Source organism: Flavobacterium sp. F52, assembly GCF_000278705.1.
Classification (GTDB): domain Bacteria; phylum Bacteroidota; class Bacteroidia; order Flavobacteriales; family Flavobacteriaceae; genus Flavobacterium; species Flavobacterium anhuiense.
Genome location: NZ_AKZQ01000042.1, coordinates 132360 through 151303 on the forward strand (window position 1 = coordinate 132360; position 18944 = coordinate 151303).

An 18944-nucleotide genomic window follows, 5' to 3' on the forward strand; every position below is an offset into this window, starting at 1 on the left:
ATTTTATTAAAAATTATTCGTGGCAAACTTTTATTTCCAAATTACAGCCTGAGCTGGTTCTAATGGATTTTTCCCTACCAATATTTTGCTTCCTGCAGGAATTGGCAGATTTATCGTTTCATTGGTATAATTCACACCCACATAAAAACCATCACGCCATTCTACATATACGCCTTTTGGAAAATCTTCAATAGCAACTTTTGCACGTTCGTATACAGTTCGTACCACTTGCCTTTCCAAATTTCCTTCTTTACTTTCTGTTCCAATATAAGTAACGGTTCCTTTACCAAGTTTTCTGGTAATCGCCGCTGCTTTGCCTTTATAAAACTGATCTGCATAAGAAGCCAAAACTTCAGTTCCCTGTTTCGGATTTAAAACATCTGCCCAAACATTCCATTTATAAGTATTGTTTCCAGCATTTATAGTTCCGTTTACATCTTCAACGAGCATATCAAAAAATTCGACGTCTGCTCCAATCAAAGGCACAATTGGTCCGCTCCAATTAGCTTCGAAGAAATGACCGTTTTTATCCTTTTGGCCAGTTCGGCACGAAAGGATTAAATTTCCGCCATTTTCAACATATTTCGTCCATTTGTCCACCAGTTTTTGATCAATTAATTGATATGCTGGCGCAACGATGAAAGGATAAGCAGAAAAATCGCTCTCTTCTGTGATAAAATCCATTGGCGCACCAGTCGATTTTACTGCTGAAGTATAGATGTTTCTATGTCTCCAAGTACTCCAAAATTCTGTTTGTTTTTGGTTTTCTAAATCCCACAGATTTTCGTGGCTCCATAAAAATCCCGTTTTTCTTTTCGCTATTTCTTGTTGAATTACTGCTTTGGGATTGTATTCTTTGCGAAGCAGTTTCATATCTTCAATTGATTGTACAAACTCTTTACCGCCAGTTGTCAAAGTCACGCCATCTGTTCCCACAATTCCATCATGATACATTTCGCTGCTTCCTAAAGGATGTCTGTATCGGTAAGTACAAGTAAAAGAACAGCCTCCGCCAAAAGCTTGAGAAATCCACATGTGGACTGTTCCTGGAAGCAGTTGCGGATTAATGCTTGCCCAGTTTACCTGTCCCGGCTGCATTTCCATTACTCCAGTAACGCCATTTATAGATCTATAGTAATCATTTGCTTCCGAAATTTTATTAGGATGTCCCATTCTGAAATTTTGTCCGCCTAACGTATTTCTTCCGCTTACAGGATACATCGTATAGGTGGCAAAATCCATTTTATCTGTTTTTCTTGGATCTGCTCCGTAAACTACATTGGTATAATTTGTAGTAATCCATTGTTTTGGATCAATATACTTTCGAAGTATTTCTGCTTGCAAATTCAAATATTCTGCTTGAGAATCGGCTGTGTATCGTTTAAAATCTAAAACAGCATGCGGACTTAGTTTGTCTTCAAAATAAATCTCTGCATTTGGAATCGCAATCTGCTCAAAATTATTATATCTAATGCTCCAGAAACTCGCCACCCATTCAGCATTTAATTTTTCAATTGTTCCGTATTTCGCTTTCAGCCATTTCTGAAATCCTTTTTGTGCGGACGGACTAAAATCGTCTGGTGCTCCTGGTTCGTTATCAACTTGCCAGCCAATAACGTTTTTATTATTGCCGTATCTTTTTGCAAGTTCAGTAACAATTTTAGCCACAAATTCTCTGTACTTTTCATTAGAAACAGATTGATTGGCTCTGTTGCCGTGTTCTCTTCTGCGTCCGCTTGCATCTACCAGATAAATTTCAGGATATTTTTCTCCCATCCATGCTGGAGGAGTTGGCGTTGGTGTACACATGATGACTTTCAAGCCTTGTTTTTCGGCAATAGCCAATGCATCGTCCAACCATTTAAAATCGTATTTTCCTTCTTCAGGTTCCATAAAAGTCCATGCAAACTCAGCGAAGTGCGTAAACTCAAAACCCAGTTTTTTGATATTTTTTAAATCACGTTCCCATTGTTCTCTAGGCCATTGTTCGGGATAATAATAAACTCCAATCTGCATTAAATCTGGTTTGGAGAAAAAACGTTGCGGATCCTGTTTTTCTGAAACCGGCCCCTTTTTGTTCTGAGCAAAAACAGGTGTTAAATTACAGCTTGCCATAAGCAATCCTGCTAATATAATTTTGGTTAAAGTTTTGTGGTTAGACATGTTATTTTTTTTTGTTGTTGTTGATTTATTAAATTAAACACATAGAAACATAGTTATATTTCTAAAAAAGATAAAGTGAAAGAAACTAGTTTCTAACACATAGCTATGTTTGCTTAAGAAAAGTACAACGTCTTTCACCGCTACAATTATGAGTCTAGCAAACTATGTTTCTATGTGTTAAAAACCAACGCTTTATATTATTTATCCTCTAAAAGCAGCATTAAATAATGCGAAGCCGACCAGCTAAAGTTGTAAGCTTCCAATCCTTTTCCGTTTACGGGCTGATAATTTTCTCTGATAGAAGTTCCTTTGTCCATAACGCCTTCCGCATTGTGCATCAGTTTATATGCCAGTTCGTTTGCTTCTTTTGTGTATCCATACTTTTCCAATCCGTTGATGCCAAAATAACTTTGGTCAAGCCAAATAGGTCCTCTCCAATATCCGTTGTCTGGTTTAAATTTAGGATGATTAGCGGCCAATGTTGGCAGAGGCACAAAAGTGTTCAAACTCGCTGGATCAACCATATTATTTTTTGCTGATTTGGCTTGTTCGGCAGTAGCGACTTCTGCCCAAATCGGACAATATCCTTCGCATCCCATTGCTTTTATCAATGTTTTGCCATCAATTGTTGTGTCGTAAAACCAACCCGTTTCTTGATCCCAAAATTGCTTTTGAATTTTGAGTTTTAATGCATCGCTTTCATTCTTCCATTTTTTAGCTTCATCATTTAATTTTAAAACTGATGCCATTTTACTGAGATAGTCTTTCTCAGCAAATAAGAACGAATTCAAATCAACGCTTTCCTGATCTAATGAATACGCTTTTTCGCCATTTTTCAAGATTTTGCTATCGTCAAAACGTACAGCATTATCCATTCCGCTTTCCCATCTTGCAGCAATCACAGTTCCGTCTGTCGAACCAAATTCACATAAACCATCTTGATCGTGATCGCGTTCTTTGTACCACCAATTGTGATATAAAGTCAACTTTGGGTAAAACTCTTTTATAAAATTATCATCTTTTGTTTTTTCATAAATCTTCCAAACAGCCCAAGCAGCAAGTGGCGCTTTTGTATTGCGATAATTATTTTCTTCAAGAAGATTGTTTCTGTAAACGCAATCTGGAATAAAACCATTAGGATCCTGATAATCAAATAAAGCACGCATCTGATTTTTGGCTAATTCGGCATCATAATTGGCTACTGCAACGGCATGTTTCCAGCTGTCCCAAGCCCAAAAACCATGAAACCATTCGTAATTGTAACTCGGAAAAAGACCTCCGTGTTTTAATCCTTCTGCTGGAATTCTGGTGTTGTTCTGTAAAGTCAGCACCAATTTTGCAATCAAATCTGAATAACTGTGATCTTTGTAAATGTTTTTCTTTTTGGCAATAAGTTGTGCCAGCTGTTTTTCTTTTTCTTTTTGTGTGTTGTTTAACAGTGTAGTGAATACCGTTTTCTGTATCGTTTCGTTTTCCGTTTTCCAAGAATATTGCGGAAAAATAAAAGTTTGTGAAACGATAATCTCTTTAGTTTCGTTTGGTTTTAAAACCAGTTTCTCCGTTTGTGCCTTATATCCTTGCTTCGTAATTTCAATTTCTGGATTTGATTTTAGAAACTGAATATAACCAACCGCTATACTTTTTGAAGAAACAATTCTTAAAGTATTTTTCTCATTCGATAATTGCAAATCATCTAAAAAAAGAGATGCATTATAAGACGGAAAAAGCGTAATTGTCTTTGCCGTTTTATTGGTAATGCTTGTTCTTTGCAATGTCGAATGACCAGATAAAAACACCAATTGTTGTTTTACATCTATTTTTTCATTCTTAAATTGCTGTTCTAAATGGCTGTTATAACTGTTTTGTGCTACCAAAAAACTTTTCCAGTCGATGATATCTTGGCCTTTTTCGTCTTTTAATTGCAATGAAACGAAAGAAGAGCTTAACCAAACGCCGTTTTGTTCGGTCATTAAAAAAGGCCCCGAAAATCCTGCTTGAACATTTGAAGCATTTAAAAATCCGAAAGCAAACCAAGCGCCTTTATCAGAAAACGCGAGAGATTTTCTGTCTGTAGCATTTGTTGGATTTCCTTTAAAATTGATACTGTTTTTAGCTGATTCTAAAATTGAAAAGCCTTTTTGAGACCAGCCCGACGAGATGATGAAAAAGAATACAAGAATCAAAAAAAATTTCTTTTTGTACATGTTATTTCATTTTTGTGAAGTGTTTTTTATTTAAATATAGGACTTGTTATTTTACTGGCAAAATTCATTTTATAAATGAAATTTTATCCCTTGAGATAATGCCACGCCAACACCATAATTGATTGTATTGGTTTGTCTTCTCATGTAAATTTTCCAAGCGTCAGAACCGGATTCTCTTCCGCCTCCAGTTTCTTTTTCACCTCCAAAAGCACCACCAATTTCAGCGCCAGATGTTCCGATATTTACATTTGCAATTCCGCAATCTGAACCTGCGACTGATAAAAACAATTCGGCTTCTCTTAAGTTGTTTGTCATAATCGCAGACGATAATCCCTGAGCCACATCATTTTGGATTGCAATAGCATTTTCAACCGTTCCAGAATATTTCAACAAATACAATACAGGCGCAAAAGTTTCGTGCTGCACAATTTCAAATGAATTGTCAGCCTCTGCAATGGCGGGTTTTACGTAACAACCGCTTTCGTATCCTTCACCAAAAAGCACACCGCCTTCAACCAGAATTTTTCCTCCTTGCGCGACAACCTTTTTCAAAGCTTCATTATACAATTCAACTGCTTGTTTGTCAATAAGAGGTCCGACATGATTTTTCTCGTCCAACGGATTTCCGATGCGCAATTGTTTGTATGCTGAAACAAGAGCTTCTTTTACTTTATCATAAATACTCTCATGAATAATCAAACGACGTGTAGTAGTGCATCTTTGTCCAGCTGTTCCTACGGCGCCAAAAACGGCACCAATAATCGTCATTTCCAAATCTGCATCTGGCGTAACAATGATGGCATTGTTTCCTCCTAATTCTAATAATGATTTACCGAAACGTCCTGCAACTACCTGCGCCACAATTTTACCCATTCTAGTAGAACCTGTAGCCGAAATTAACGGAATACGTTTATCATTAGTCAGCAACTCTCCTATTTTATAATCTCCCGTAATTAAACACGAAATTCCTTCTGGCAAATTGTTTTCTTTTATCACTTCTGCCATAATATTTTGACAGGCAACGGCACAAAGCGGTGTTTTTTCAGACGGTTTCCAAACGCAAACATCTCCGCAAACCCAAGCCAAAGCGGTATTCCAAGCCCAAACGGCAACTGGAAAATTAAATGCAGAAATAATTCCGACAACTCCTAGAGAATGATATTGCTCATACATTCTGTGTCCCGGTCTCTCCGAATGCATCGTTAAGCCGTGCAGCTGACGCGAAAGTCCAACCGCAAAATCACAGATATCAATCATTTCCTGTACTTCTCCGTAACCTTCCTGCAAAGATTTACCCATTTCGTATGAAACCAGTTTTCCTAACGCTTCTTTATTCTTGCGTAATTTTTCACCAAACTGACGTACCATTTCGCCACGTTTTGGCGCAGGAATTAATCGGAATTGATTAAAAGCTTCATTAGCCGATTCCATCACTTTTTTATAATCAGCTGCTGTTGTTGTTTTAACTTTTCCAATCAATTTTCCATCAACAGGAGAATAACTTTCTAGAATTTCTCCACTTGAAAAATTATTCATTCCTGTTGAAGTTCCTTCATTTATGTCTTTTATGTTTAATTCTTTTAAAGCTTCTTTTATTGTAGTTTCTAATTCTTCAATTGCCATTATAAACTTTTTAGTTGTGCGTTTTCTATTAACTGAATATTATATTGTTTTTTGAAGCTTTACATCGGTACTTTCAAATATTTTATCTGCCGATGAAGCCACAAAACCTTGATATAATTCCCCGTTTGACATTGGATAACGCAACGCAAATTCGTAATAACATGATGGCACTTTTAATGTTCCTTCCTCAAAATCAACATCGTACAAATCTGCCAATGTGCTTGATTGTTCCAAAAGCTGTTCTGGAGTTCCTTTAATTTTTCCGCCAGAAGCATTCAGTTCCCATCCGTTAGCTTCTAAGAAATTATTTAATTCTTCTAAAGTTTTAAATCCTTTTAAAGCATTGGTATTGATTGTAAAATGATTGGCTCTAAAACCATAAACATACATCCAAGCCGCATATTCAGACTCTTCTAGCAATGATTTGTAAACCGCTTGCGAATTTCCTTTCCAAACCGCTCCACTTAAAACCAAATTAGGGTCGTTGAATACATTTTGATCACAGCTGTCTAAAAGCTGCTGTACTTTTTCCTGCAATTCTGCTGAGCATTTTTCTAATTCTAATTCAGAAATGAAAATTCTTGGCGCATCTTTATCTAAAGCACTTTCATAATGTTTGGCGTATAATTTTTTGGTTTCAAAATAATATTCCCCTTTTGCTTCGTAGCCAACATTTATGAAAGCTTTTTCTAATACTTCAATATTTACACGTTTATCATTGAAAGTACGAATTGCAATATGGTCATTTAAAATTTCTTCACCTTTTTCTTCCAGTAATTCGTGTATTTTCAATGCAGATGGAGTAATCTCAATATATTGCTCCCAAAGTTTCGTAAGTAGTTGATTCTTATCCATTTTTAAGTTTGTTAAATAGTGTTATAATGACACAAATCTATAGATAATACTGTTATTATAACATTATACCTGTACGATTATTTACAATTCGACACTTTGAACTCTTTTTTTTGTAATTTTGACACTTTGAAAACGAGTTTGACCGAAAGAATTGTCAAAATAATAGAATCCATAAACCAGCATAGCTTATGGCAACGATTAAAAAGAATGAAAATATTGATGCTTTAGATAGAGAAATTATACAGAAACTGAGCGAAAACGGTAGAATTGCTTTTTCTGATTTGGCTCGAGAATTAAACATTTCCAATTCGTTGGTACATTTAAGAGTCCGTAAACTGCAAGAATCTGGCGTAATAACTGGATTTTCTGTAAAATTAGATCCAAAAGAAGTTGGTTTTGAAACGATTACCTATACCGGAATTGTTACAAAAGAGGCTCATTTTTCATACTCTATTGCAGAAAAACTAAAGCAGATTCCTGAAGTGGTAGAATGCCATTGGGTTTCGGGCAATTATGCTTTATTTATCAAAATTGTAGCGGCAAACAATGAAGAACTTCGTAAAATATTGTACGAACAAATTCACCAAATTGAAGGCGTTGGAAGCACCGATTCTTTTTTCTCTTTTGGTTCTGCATTTGAGAAAAATCTTCCTGTTTAGAATATACAGCTTTCTAACCGGACTACTCAAAATATAAAAAGTGGTACATTTTGATGATACAGTAAAATGATATTTTTGGCCAAAAATCATTAAAGCATATCAAATAAAATGAGCACGCAAATACGACACGACTGGAAAAAAGAAGAAATTCAAGCAATCTACGATCAGCCTTTATTAGAATTGGTTTATCAGGCTGCTACTGTACATAGAGAGTTTCATAAACCTTCAGAAATACAGGTTAGCACATTACTTTCTATAAAAACAGGCGGCTGTCCAGAAGACTGTTCTTACTGCGGACAAGCAGCGCGATATCATACCGATATTAAAGTGCAAGCTCTTCTTCCTACAGAAAAAGTATTGGAACATGCGCAAAAAGCAAAAGAGGGCGGTTCTTCTCGTTTCTGTATGGCTGCGGCTTGGCGTGAAGTTCGAGATAACAAAGATTTTGATCGCGTTATCGAAATGGTAAAAGGTGTAAACGATCTTGGACTGGAAGTTTGCTGCACGCTCGGAATGCTTACCGAAGAACAAGCTGTACGTCTTCAAGAAGCAGGTCTTTATGCTTACAACCATAATTTGGATACATCTGAAAGTTATTATGATGAAATAATCAGCACTCGTAAATTTGATCAGCGTTTGGATACGATTAACAACGTCAGAAAAGCAGGAATCACGGTTTGCTCTGGCGGAATCATTGGTCTTGGAGAATCTGATGGTGATAGAATTTCTATGCTTTTAACGTTAGCTACCATGCCCGTTCATCCAGAATCTGTTCCTGTAAATGCTTTGGCGAGAGTAAAAGGAACTCCGCTAGAAAATAACCCAAAAGTGCCTCTTTGGGATATGGTTCGAATGATTGCCACAGCGCGTATTGTGATGCCTGCGTCTATTGTACGTTTAAGCGCTGGACGTATCGAAATGACTGAAGAAGAACAAGCTTGGTGTTTTATGGCAGGCGCCAATTCTATTTTTACGGGAGAGCGCGAAACGCTATTGGTGACGCCAAATCCAGGTCTTTCTGAAGATATGCAGATGTTTCAAAATCTTGGACTTAAGCCTTTGGTTAAAGAAAATAAAAGTGCTTGTTCGGTGGTTTAAAATACTGAGAAATATAAAAACGGCGCAGTTCTGAAAGCTTTCTGAACTGCGCCGTTTCTTTAGATCGTATTTCAAAAAATATTTAAATATATTTGGAATGCATTATTACGAGCAGAAATTTACTCAATGGAAATATTAAATATACAAACGAAACGACTTAATATACGACACCTAAAATTATCAGATCTATCCGATTTTCATATATATCGTTCAAATCCTGAGGTTACCAAATATCAAGGTTTTGATGTTATGACAATTGAAGAAGCCAAAAACTTCATTGAAGAAAACGCAACAAAGCATTTTGGAAAAGCTGGAGAATGGGTCCAATACGGAATTGAAAATAGTGAAACTAAACAGCTTATTGGCGATTGTGCCATTAAACTCGACCAATACGACACAAGAATTGCCGAAATTGGAATAACGATTTCTCATCTTGAACAAAAGAAAGGTTTTGCAAAAGAGGTTTTACTTGGCATTTTAGCTTTTCTATTTGATAAAAAACAAATTCACAGAGTAGTTGAAATTGTAGATGCAGAAAACATTGCTTCTATTAATCTATTAAAAAGCACTGGTTTTAAACAAGAAGGACACTTTATTGAAAATATTTTCTTTAAAGGAAAATGGGGAAGCGAGTTTCAGTACGCCATGCTGAAACGTGAATGGGATGAGAGAAAATAATACTTATTATACAAAAACATGTACAAACACGCCCTCCCACCATTAATAGACAATTCCACAATTATCCTAATTATGGGCACCATGGCGGGTGAGCAATCTATTGCCAAGCAAGAATACTATGCTAACAGAGGCAATCTTTTCTGGAAAATTCTCTTTGCTATTTTTGAAGAAGAATTCAGCACGTCTTATGAAGATCGTAAAGCGCTGGTCAAAAAATACAATATTGGCCTTTGGAATGTCCTTAAAAGCTGCAAAAGAGAAGGAAGCAGCGACGCGAAAATAACAGAAGAAACTATTAACGATTTTGAGAATCTGCACAAACAGTTTCCTAACATAAAATATGTCTTTTTTGAAAGCAAAGCCGCCGCAAAATACTTTCACAAACTTACTGTACCGCAAGATGGAATTACTTATACAACTCTCCCTTCCACTAGCGGACTAAATGCAGGATTAACTACAGCTGAAAAAATGGAACAATGGAAAGTCGTATCAAAAATAAGTCTTTCAGAAAGTAAAGATTAATAGCATCAACAATTACCTATTACGCATAATGTAGAAAAGAATTTCTTCTTCTAACTCCCTTGACAGATTCTCAAATTTCATTCTGCGTCGAAAGTTTTTTTCGCTTTTATCCTTATAAAGCTCAGTTTTAGCCGTGCTTGCGCAATAAGCATCGCATATTACTTTAAATTTTTGATCGAGTATATACAATTCTTTCATTGAATCAAAATACGCTGCAAACTTAACATTGTACAATTCATCAGGAATGGCGGCCATAGGTTTTGTATTTAAATTAATACTTTATTTTACCTTATAAGTTCATACATACTCAATTGGTGGCAGCTCTTCTTTTATGTAAGAAAAACTGCTTTTGAAATAATACTTAAAATTAAAGTGAAAAACTTTAATCTTCTTATTTGAAACAATAGAAATGGTTTCAGATTATAATCTGAAACCAGAAATAGTAAAATGAACCTTGAACCGTTAAAATGAAACAAGAAAAAGTTAGGTTGTTTATCACATGATACACATAAATCTGTACCTCATCATCATTGGCAAAAACCCTACGATAGTGGAATTCAACCAATGGAATACAAAAAGAATATCATAAAGGCGCAGCTTAATCTATATTATAAACATCTCTACATAAGTTCAATAAGTCAAAACAAACTCGGTTATTTGGCAAAATTGATATTTGCCTTAAAAAAAATGTTAATTAACACAGAAAATGCAAAAACACGTAATACTACTCATAGTAATATTCCTATAGATTAAATAAATTTACACTCCTTTTTACAAGCCGCTATTTAATCCAAATATTTTAATTGAATTTAAATCAAGTTATAAAACCATTTTAATGTTTACTAGAGAAATGACTTTTTGTATAAACTATTAGTTAAGCTCTATTGGATATTAAATCGGCTTTATGGCAAGAAAATGTTATTATTTATTTTTCATTTCGTATGAAATATTAGCAATACTATTTCATAAGAAGCAACAACACCCCCAAAGATGCTCGAAAAAAAATCTATAGTAATTGGATGTGACGATATCACTATATTGACTGTGATATTGAATGCCATATCTATAGTTTCCGATTATGCTTTTTCTACTGTCACAGTTTCGAGAGGAGTTGATTTAAAGAATACGATAAACTCTTTAAATCCTGATTTGGTAATTTTGGGTTTTAAACAAAACAAACTTGTTTTAAATGACACCAATTTCAGTTCTGACAAAAGGGATCTTCCAATTCTATATCTGACTCAAAATTATGAATGCGAATCCTTATGCTGGTCAAAGCAAAATATTGTTTTCACTTATCCGCATAATCAGATTCAAAATACCGACTTTTTAATTTATAGAATACGTTCTATCTTTCTCTTAAAAAAAACAGAATCACAAAGTAAATCTGCCACATCGTTTGCTGAAACCGCAATTCAGCAGAACGATTCAGATAAATTAAGCCATTATGTAATGGAACTTGACCAGAAAGTTGAAGTTCTATTAAAAATAAAAGAGCGTATTTCTTATCTCTATCCTAATGTTGACAATGCGACGAGAATTGAATTAATGTCTATTGTAAATTCGATTAAAACAGTTGCGAACGACAATAAACTTTGGGATGATTTTAAAATCTATTTTGAACAATCCAATCCTAATTTTCTTCTGGCTCTTGCCAAAAAACATCCTTCTTTAAGCTCTAGAGATTTAAAATACTGCTGCTATATTAAAATGAATATGAGCAACAATGATATTACCAATCTTCTTGGCATAAATCAAGATAGTGTTCGAACTCATAAATATCGTCTGAAAAAGAAATTAACGCTTAAAAAAGAAGATGATATTATTTCATACTTAAGAACAGTTTCTTAAAATTTTCCTCCATCATTTTTTCTTCACTTTTTGTATGCTTTTCCAGTACCTCAGCATTACAAAAAACAGCTTCGTGCTTTCAATTTTTATATTTTATACTTCTTTAAATCTATACTTTTTCTAAAAATCTTTTTATTAGTATAGCAAGAAATTTTAGAGCTCGAAACTGCAATCTGTAACAAAGCATAGACAAAAAAAACTTTGTCTACATATTGTCTACAAAAAACAGATAATCTCTTCCTGCTCTGTCTACAAAAAGTATATTGCTAATTTTTCGTACAAATCTAATTCTCAGCTACTTTTACAAGTACCAATAGCTAATTTCCCAGCTATGACACTTAATTAATTCTAAGAGTTAAATGCGATGATCAATCAGGCACTTCAATTTACGAATAAATTACTGGGACAGTTTTTAAAAAACCGTTTTGGTTTAACCGAAGACAAAACCGTCTTGAATTATCTCATCGAACCAAGCGGCACTTTACCAAAAGCAAATCAGAACAAAGTGGTTTTATCTCTTATAAATATTGAAAAAGAAACCAATCAGCCTTTTTATATCAGAAACCAGAAGTTAGAAAGCGGCAACTATTCCAATTTTAATCCAACAGAAAGATATAACATAGACTTGCTCATAAGCAGCAATTTTGAGGATTATACAGAATCTTTAAAATTTCTTGACGCAATAATTGTCTTCTTTCAGATTAACAATTACATCGATGCTTCATCCTCCTCTTCTATTCCAGATGGTTTGAGCAGATTAGAATTTGAATACGAAAAGATCTCTTACCACCAGATGCACAGTTTATGGACAGCAATGGCAGCGAAATATCAGCCTTCGATTATTTACAAAATGAAACTCATAAAAGTTCAGGCTCACGAAATTATGGAAATCATACCGTCTGTAAAAAATACCAGTAATAATATCGTCAAATGATACAGAGCAATTACATACAAATCTTTAGCATTGCGACTTATCATACTTTTTTTGATAATGGAAAATGCAATTGTCTCCACTTTATTCCCAATCATAAGACTGACAAAACATTAAAAAAATTCGGATTCAAAATGAATGTTGTCTCCAACGGATTTGATTTGTATTCTAACACAAAATCTTCATTATCAGACTTATTAAATTATATTTCTACGACAACGCAGCAAAATTATTTTGAGTTTGATATCAAATGCAGCAATCCAAGCTTTATTCTCTTTACCACATTGCCTATGAACTGGATCGGAGCTATTGCCTACTCTAGTCAAGATCCTAAAAACTTAAACAATAACGGTAAAATACTATTGAATCAGACTTTAGAAAACAAACCGGGATCTTCTCATTTTGGCCATTTAAAAATTTATTTCGAAGATATATTATCTGCCAATTCTCCACTTTTTGAAATAAACTTTACTGCACGAGCAACACAATGGCAATATTATTTTATCAATAAAAATGCTGTGCAGCTCAATAATCCTTCGATTACAGAAAAGGAAAACATACAATTTGACGGCCCTCAAAATGTAACAATCCAAACTGGAGAATCGGCATTATTGTTTACTTCCAATAAAACTTATATCACGCTTAGCGAAAAACCAAAGTATAGATTTGATTTGGTAAGCAGTTCAGCTTTGGCAAACCAAAACAATACAAAGCCTAAAATAATTATAAAAGGACTTCCCTGTCCAGATGTCTCCCGAGTCGGAATTATCGAGAACAGCGACCAAAACGAGGTCGCATCACCAATGTATATCTATCTATAAAAAACTATTAAAAATGAACATTAAAAACTAAAATCAATGAATTTATCTACCATTCAAACTCCTGGTGTTTACATTCAAGAATTAAATGCTTTTCCCAATTCTGTTGTTGGAGTTGCTACGGCTATACCAGCATTTATAGGGTACACACCACAGGCCGCATACGAAGGAAAATCGTATACGAATGTGCCAGTAAAAATCACATCTTTTGCTGATTTTCAGGCTTTTTTCTGTTTGCCGGATCCACCTGCGCCAGCAAGTCCGTCCAAACAATACAGCCCTGAATACTATCTGGTAGCAGAAAAGAGTCAGCCCCTAAAGGGAGACTACATGCTGATTGCAGGAACGTATTATTCAATTGTTCCAGATCCTAACACGGTGTATTATTTATACAATAGCGTAAGACTATTTTATGAAAATGGCGGTGGAGATGCTTATATTGTTTCTGTTGGTTCTTATGGCCCTCCGTCACAAAAAGCAGGAACTCCAGGCATTCCAGTTGTAAATCCAAATGTACAGCTGAATGATTTGACAAAAGGTCTTTCTTTATTGCTGAATGAACAAGAGCCGACCATGTACATTTGCCCAGAAGCTACTTTGTTAAGCGTAGAAAATAATGGAACTCTAATGCAATCTATGCTTCTACAGGCTACACAAATGCAGACTGCAATGTGCTTATTTGACATTATTGGCGGTGATGCTCCAGATCCTATTTTATATACAGAGGATATTTCCAATTTCAGAATGAATACAGGTTCTGTTGGGTTAAACTATGGAATGGCTTATTATCCTTTTATAGGAACTACAATAATGCAAACTTCTGATATTGATTATACAAATTTGTTTGGCGGAGATTTGAAACAGCTTGAAGCAGTTCTTAATCCACCAAGTGCTCCTAACCCAGCCGCTGCATCGATTATTGCCAATATCCAAAGTCCGTCAAGCACTTTGACTGTGACGCAAAATCACAATGCATTGCTTATTGCCAGCCAGACTTACTCTCTTATGATTAAGCATATTTTGGCCGATGCTAATATTCTTCCTCCAAGTGGAGCTATGGCAGGAGTTATTACTACTGTTGATAACGCTGTTGGTCCGTGGGAAGCTCCTGCAAATACTTCTTTTGTGGGCGTATCCTCATTGCCGATTTCTCTTTCTGAAAGCCAGCAAGCCAATTTAAACGTTGATGCTGTTTCTGGTAAATCGATCAATGCGATTAGAACATTTAACGGTTTAGGCATTTTAATCTGGGGGTCTAGAACACTTGACGGGAATAGTCAGGATTGGAGATATATTCCTGTGAGAAGAACTATGATTTTCTTAGAGCAATCTTGCAAACTTGCGGCTCAGGCTTATGTATTTCAGCCTAATGATAAAAACACTTGGGAAGCTGTAATCTCAATGATCAGCAGTTTTCTTAGTTCGATTTGGAAACAAGGAGGTTTACAGGGAGCGAGCGCTTCTGAAGCCTTTTCTGTAGCCTGCGGATTAGGTTCGACAATGACTGCAGATGATATACTAAATGGTTTCATGAATGTAACTGTAAAAGTTGCTGTTGTTCATCCTGCCGAATTTATCGTTCTGACATTTCAACAGCAAATGGCAACTTCTAGTTAATCAAATAATACTCTTAATTAAGCAAATTTTTAATTTAAAATAAAATAATATGGCAACAGATGACGGAAGCGTACAAGGCGCAACATGGCCCATGCCAAAGTTTAGATTCGAAGTAGATCTTGGAACAGAATTGACAAAAGTAGCTTTTCAGGAAGTTACAGGAATGGATGTCGAAAATCAAATTATAGAATATCGCAAAAGTAACAGTCCTCTTTTTTCTGTAGAAAAAATGCCCGGCATTACCAAATATGGAAACGTAACCATGAAACGCGGAATTTTTGTAAACGATAATACTTTTTGGGATTGGCATCAGCAAGTCGTAATGAATACGATTAAAAGAAGAACCGTTCTAATAAAATTATTGGACGAAAAAGGCGGTGTAACCATGCAATGGACTTTAAACAATGCTTGGCCAACCAAAATTACCAGCACCGATTTAAAATCTGACGGTAACGAGGTTGCGGTAGACACTATAGAAATTGCACACGAACAACTGATCATTAAAAATGGCGGTAAGTAATGATTATCCTGTAAGCTTTTATTTTACACTCTCTTTTGCGGGTGTAGATGCGGCTTTCAAAGAGGTATCTGGAATTTCTAAAGAACTAAGCGTAGAAGAAATTGTTTGCGGAGGCGAAAATAGATTTAAATATCGCCTCCCAACCATTTCTAACAGTCAGAACTTAGTGCTTAAAAGAGCTATGGTACCTGCTGGATCTCAGTTGGTCAATTGGTGCGCCAACTGCATCGATCAAGGATTATCAAACCCAATACAGCCCAAAAATGTGATCTTAAAATTGCTCAATGCCTCTGGTGTAGTATGCATGCAATGGACTTTTAACAACGCTTATCCTGTAAAATATTCTGTTTCTGACTTAAACTCTCAGGAAAGCAACATTGCGATAGAATCTATTGAACTAGCTTACACCTATTTTGACATTTCTAAGGATACCAACTTTAATAAACTTTTTACTTAGACCCTTATGCCAATCGAAATAAGAGAACTCATTATCAAAACGGAAATCGTAACAACAAATGCGAAGAATTTGGCTCTGACCAAAGAAAGAGAATTTTCCATTTTGAGAAAACAGCTGCTGGAAGAATGTAAAAGATTAATTGCAGAGAAAAATCAGCAGAATAGCTATAAACGGTAAAGCCACTCCCGATAGCTATGGGGATAAAAGATTAAAAAGATTAAAAAGATTAAAAACAATAAATCTGCAAAATCTGCTTAAATCCATTTTAAAATCTGCGTGAAATAATTTTAACCACAATCAAAAGGATTAAAAAAAAATCTGCATGATCTGCGAAATCTGCGAGAGAAAATACTTAACAGGCTTTAAAAAATTTAAACTTAAAATAACAAACCAATGGCAAGTTTAGAATTAATGAAAATTACGGGATATACAGACGAAGAATTTCAAAACAAATTCTCTGGAAGTCCGTATGCCTTTATGATTAATCCTGATAATATCAAAATACAGAAAAGCATCGAATACAACGAGCAGCAAGCACCCGCAACAAGTTCGGCTTCGCAAAAGTACAAAAGCACTCCAAGCGATAAACTGAGCTTTGAAATGGTAATAGACTGTACCGGAATTATAGATGCCAAACGTACCGATATGGCCAAAGAAATAACTGCTTTAGAAACGATTATTTACACTTACAACGGAAAAATACACCGTCCGAATTTTGTAAAAGTACAATGGGGACAGAATATCACATTCAACGGAGTACTCGATTCTATTGACATCTCTTACACACTATTCAAACCAGACGGAAGTCCGCTTAGAGCTAAGATATCGCTGTCATTTAGCCGTTACATTTCTCCAAAGACAGTAACTAGAACAGATGCTCCAGAATCTCCAGATCTTACCCACATTGTAAGTGTTTCCGAAGGAATGTCATTGCCACAGCTGTGCCAGAAAGTATGGAACGATGATTCGTATTACATACAGGTCGCAGAGTATAATAAACTTAACAAATTCAGAAACCTAAATGGTATCGACAAATTAATTTTTCCACCTATAAACCCTTCTAATTAATGAGTGCCTCAACCGAAATAAAAAGTGGCGGAATCGCAACATTTGTCGTGAAAGTCAATGGCTCGCCTATAGCCGATGAACTAAGTGTGCTTTCTGTTCATATAGAAAAAAAAGTAAACCGAATTGCTTCTGCAAAAGTTACCATTCTAGACGGAGAACCTAATACTGGTAAATTTGACGCCAGTTCTTCTGCTACTTTTGTTCCAGGAGCATCAATCAGCATTGAAGCTGGATATGATAATACCAACGCAGTTATTTTTTCTGGTGTAATCATGAGCCAGACCATCCGTATTGATAATCTTGTCGGATCTGCTTTAGAAGTTGAATGCCGTGACAACGCCATAAAAATGATTGTGGGCCGAAAAAGCCTTACTTACTCAAAACAAAAAGATAGTGATATTATGACGTCTCTTATAGGAAACTATTCGGGATTAAGTGCAGATGTTACTGCTACTAGCACAACTTGGCCAGAACAAGTACAATTTTATGTTACCGATTGGGATTATCTTTTATCTCTTGCCGAAGCAAATGGACTAATCGTAACCACATTAAACGGAAAAATTTCTGTATTTCCGCCCGACAAAAACACCTCATCGGTGCTTACCGTAACGTATGGTGATACTTTGCTTGAATTTAATGCCAAATTAAGTGCTGTTACTCAGTTAGGAAATGTGGCCGCCAATAGCTGGGATTTTAAAACCCAAGCCATTGTAACGGGTAATGCAACACCAGATGTTAGCGGATCAGGAAATTTAACTACAAAAAAACTTTCTGAAGTTGTCGGACTCTCGACCTATCAATTGCAGACTTCTGCCCCGCTAGAAACTGCTGATTTGACTAATTGGTCGAAAGCACAGATTATTAAAAGTGAATATTCTAAAATAATGGGAGAAGCCAAATTTCAAGGCACAAATTTAGTTGATCCCGGAAAATATATGACCTTCGCCGGTCTTGGAGATCGCTTTAATGGCGATTACTTAATTGCAGGAGTTGTACACGATTTATCGCAAGGAAACTGGATTACTGAGGTTTCACTGGGGCTTTCTCCTTTTTGGTTTACCGAAGAACCAGATGTTATGGCACCGCCGGCTTCTGGTCTAGTTCCTGGAGCGAAAGGCCTTTTTAACGCAACTGTAAAACAGATGTATGAAGATCCTGATTCTCAATACAGAGTTTTAGTAGATGTTCCGTTATTGGATCCAAAAGGGCAAGGAATCTGGGCAAGGCTTACCAATTTTTATTCGACAAGCGGAGCTGGAGCTTTCTTCATGCCCGAAGTTGGAGACGAAGTCATTCTGGGTTTTATAAATGAAGATCCGCGTTATCCTATAATTCTCGGAAGCGTCTACAGCAGTACAAGCATAAAACCTTATACAGGTTTAGACCCAAATCAGAAAAACTCAATAAAAGCTATTGTTTCCAAATCAGGAATATCGGTGCAGTTTAATGATGAAAACAAAGTATGGACTGTTGCCACACCCAATAAAAACACCATCATCATTAGCGATAAAGACAAGAAAATCACCATTCAGGACGAAAACAATAACAGTATTGTTATGTCTGACAGCGGTATCGATTTGACAAGCCAAAAAAACATCAACATTTCGGCAAATCAAAATGTTACCATCAAAGGAAATCAAGGTGTCAATATACAGTCAAGTGGCGGAGATGTTGCTATAAAAGGCCTCAACATCAAAGAAAATGCAGATATGCAATACAGCGCTCAAGGCGGACAAATGGCACAAGTCTCAGGAGGAATGCAATTGACCTTGAAAGGCGCAATGGTAATGATTAATTAATCAGTTTGTGGTTGATGGTTTATAGTTTATAGTTAATGCCCAATTATGACTAAAAAGCTATGAACAAAAACCAGAAACAAC

General features: G+C 35.7%; 18 protein-coding genes. 13 read left to right on the forward strand and 5 right to left on the reverse strand.

The features are described from left to right. Positions 1–30: 30 nt before the first annotated feature. The 4 genes from FF52_RS22245 to FF52_RS22260 form a co-directional block, all read right to left on the reverse strand. A complete protein-coding gene (locus tag FF52_RS22245) occupies positions 31–2163 on the reverse strand; it encodes a beta-galactosidase (protein ID WP_008469143.1) in 2133 nt (710 codons plus the stop codon). A 197-nt stretch (positions 2164–2360) separates the two neighbouring features. After that, entirely contained in the window at positions 2361–4367 is a 2007-nt protein-coding gene (locus FF52_RS22250; protein WP_008469144.1) for an MGH1-like glycoside hydrolase domain-containing protein, read from the reverse strand. Positions 4368–4436: 69 nt separating this feature from the next. Next, the gene (locus tag FF52_RS22255; protein WP_008469146.1) at positions 4437–5990 is read right to left on the reverse strand and encodes an aldehyde dehydrogenase family protein; all 1554 of its coding nucleotides are present in this window, start codon (positions 5988–5990) and stop codon (positions 4437–4439) included. Between the two features lie 39 nt (positions 5991–6029). Beyond that, complete coding sequence (locus tag FF52_RS22260; RefSeq protein WP_008469148.1) at positions 6030–6845, reverse strand: DUF1338 domain-containing protein; 816 nt, start codon at positions 6843–6845, stop codon at positions 6030–6032. 188 nt (positions 6846–7033) lie between these two features. On the opposite strand from FF52_RS22260, the gene FF52_RS22265 reads away from it, so the two are divergent. From FF52_RS22265 to FF52_RS22280, 4 genes are all read left to right on the forward strand, one after another. Continuing rightward, positions 7034–7504 (forward strand): Lrp/AsnC family transcriptional regulator, encoded by a 471-nt coding sequence (locus FF52_RS22265; protein ID WP_008469149.1) that lies wholly within the window; start codon positions 7034–7036, stop codon positions 7502–7504. Between the two features lie 108 nt (positions 7505–7612). Continuing rightward, a complete protein-coding gene (gene bioB / locus FF52_RS22270; RefSeq protein WP_008469150.1) occupies positions 7613–8602 on the forward strand; it encodes a biotin synthase BioB in 990 nt (329 codons plus the stop codon). Between the two features lie 126 nt (positions 8603–8728). Next, the gene (locus FF52_RS22275; protein WP_035692222.1) at positions 8729–9280 is read left to right on the forward strand and encodes a GNAT family N-acetyltransferase; all 552 of its coding nucleotides are present in this window, start codon (positions 8729–8731) and stop codon (positions 9278–9280) included. A gap of 18 nt (positions 9281–9298) precedes the next feature. Beyond that, positions 9299–9802, forward strand: a complete 504-nt coding sequence (locus FF52_RS22280) for a DNA-deoxyinosine glycosylase (RefSeq protein ID WP_035692225.1) — start codon at positions 9299–9301, stop codon at positions 9800–9802. A gap of 12 nt (positions 9803–9814) precedes the next feature. On the opposite strand, the gene FF52_RS22285 is transcribed toward FF52_RS22280, so the two are convergent. Next, positions 9815–10057, reverse strand: coding sequence for a hypothetical protein (locus tag FF52_RS22285; RefSeq protein ID WP_008469153.1), 243 nt, complete (start codon positions 10055–10057; stop codon positions 9815–9817). Positions 10058–10792: 735 nt separating this feature from the next. On the opposite strand from FF52_RS22285, the gene FF52_RS22290 reads away from it, so the two are divergent. From FF52_RS22290 to vgrG, 9 genes are all read left to right on the forward strand, one after another. Continuing rightward, positions 10793–11653: a helix-turn-helix transcriptional regulator gene (locus tag FF52_RS22290; RefSeq protein ID WP_008469154.1), complete on the forward strand. Its 861-nt coding sequence runs from the start codon at positions 10793–10795 to the stop codon at positions 11651–11653. Positions 11654–12017: 364 nt separating this feature from the next. Next, positions 12018–12587, forward strand: a complete 570-nt coding sequence (locus tag FF52_RS22295) for a Pvc16 family protein (protein WP_008469155.1) — start codon at positions 12018–12020, stop codon at positions 12585–12587. A 131-nt stretch (positions 12588–12718) separates the two neighbouring features. Then, the gene (locus FF52_RS22300; RefSeq protein WP_157498670.1) at positions 12719–13405 is read left to right on the forward strand and encodes a hypothetical protein; all 687 of its coding nucleotides are present in this window, start codon (positions 12719–12721) and stop codon (positions 13403–13405) included. A 36-nt stretch (positions 13406–13441) separates the two neighbouring features. Beyond that, positions 13442–15019 (forward strand): phage tail sheath family protein, encoded by a 1578-nt coding sequence (locus FF52_RS22305; RefSeq protein WP_008469160.1) that lies wholly within the window; start codon positions 13442–13444, stop codon positions 15017–15019. 49 nt (positions 15020–15068) lie between these two features. Next, entirely contained in the window at positions 15069–15539 is a 471-nt protein-coding gene (locus FF52_RS22310) for a phage tail protein (protein WP_008469163.1), read from the forward strand. Beyond that, complete coding sequence (locus FF52_RS22315; protein WP_008469164.1) at positions 15526–15996, forward strand: phage tail protein; 471 nt, start codon at positions 15526–15528, stop codon at positions 15994–15996. Before FF52_RS22310 ends, FF52_RS22315 begins: the two co-directional genes overlap by 14 nt. 6 nt (positions 15997–16002) lie before the next feature. Then, positions 16003–16173 (forward strand): DUF5908 family protein, encoded by a 171-nt coding sequence (locus tag FF52_RS23700; protein WP_157498672.1) that lies wholly within the window; start codon positions 16003–16005, stop codon positions 16171–16173. A 216-nt stretch (positions 16174–16389) separates the two neighbouring features. Beyond that, positions 16390–17064, forward strand: a complete 675-nt coding sequence (locus FF52_RS22320) for a hypothetical protein (protein ID WP_008469165.1) — start codon at positions 16390–16392, stop codon at positions 17062–17064. Further along, on the forward strand, positions 17064–18863 hold the full coding sequence (gene vgrG, locus FF52_RS22325; RefSeq protein ID WP_008469166.1) for a type VI secretion system tip protein VgrG: 1800 nt from the start codon (positions 17064–17066) through the stop codon (positions 18861–18863). The genes FF52_RS22320 and vgrG overlap by 1 nt, the downstream gene beginning before the upstream one ends. The last annotated feature ends 81 nt before the right edge of the window (positions 18864–18944 follow it).

Coding starts and splice junctions, on each gene's coding strand:
- FF52_RS22245 (WP_008469143.1), bottom strand. CDS start 2,163: ATGTCTAACCACAAAACTTTAACCAAAATTATATTAGCAGGATTGCTT.
- FF52_RS22250 (WP_008469144.1), bottom strand. CDS start 4,367: ATGTACAAAAAGAAATTTTTTTTGATTCTTGTATTCTTTTTCATCATC.
- FF52_RS22255 (WP_008469146.1), bottom strand. CDS start 5,990: ATGGCAATTGAAGAATTAGAAACTACAATAAAAGAAGCTTTAAAAGAA.
- FF52_RS22260 (WP_008469148.1), bottom strand. CDS start 6,845: ATGGATAAGAATCAACTACTTACGAAACTTTGGGAGCAATATATTGAG.
- FF52_RS22265 (WP_008469149.1), top strand. CDS start 7,034: ATGGCAACGATTAAAAAGAATGAAAATATTGATGCTTTAGATAGAGAA.
- bioB (WP_008469150.1), top strand. CDS start 7,613: ATGAGCACGCAAATACGACACGACTGGAAAAAAGAAGAAATTCAAGCA.
- FF52_RS22275 (WP_035692222.1), top strand. CDS start 8,729: ATGGAAATATTAAATATACAAACGAAACGACTTAATATACGACACCTA.
- FF52_RS22280 (WP_035692225.1), top strand. CDS start 9,299: ATGTACAAACACGCCCTCCCACCATTAATAGACAATTCCACAATTATC.
- FF52_RS22285 (WP_008469153.1), bottom strand. CDS start 10,057: ATGGCCGCCATTCCTGATGAATTGTACAATGTTAAGTTTGCAGCGTAT.
- FF52_RS22290 (WP_008469154.1), top strand. CDS start 10,793: ATGCTCGAAAAAAAATCTATAGTAATTGGATGTGACGATATCACTATA.
- FF52_RS22295 (WP_008469155.1), top strand. CDS start 12,018: ATGATCAATCAGGCACTTCAATTTACGAATAAATTACTGGGACAGTTT.
- FF52_RS22300 (WP_157498670.1), top strand. CDS start 12,719: ATGAATGTTGTCTCCAACGGATTTGATTTGTATTCTAACACAAAATCT.
- FF52_RS22305 (WP_008469160.1), top strand. CDS start 13,442: ATGAATTTATCTACCATTCAAACTCCTGGTGTTTACATTCAAGAATTA.
- FF52_RS22310 (WP_008469163.1), top strand. CDS start 15,069: ATGGCAACAGATGACGGAAGCGTACAAGGCGCAACATGGCCCATGCCA.
- FF52_RS22315 (WP_008469164.1), top strand. CDS start 15,526: ATGGCGGTAAGTAATGATTATCCTGTAAGCTTTTATTTTACACTCTCT.
- FF52_RS23700 (WP_157498672.1), top strand. CDS start 16,003: ATGCCAATCGAAATAAGAGAACTCATTATCAAAACGGAAATCGTAACA.
- FF52_RS22320 (WP_008469165.1), top strand. CDS start 16,390: ATGGCAAGTTTAGAATTAATGAAAATTACGGGATATACAGACGAAGAA.
- vgrG (WP_008469166.1), top strand. CDS start 17,064: ATGAGTGCCTCAACCGAAATAAAAAGTGGCGGAATCGCAACATTTGTC.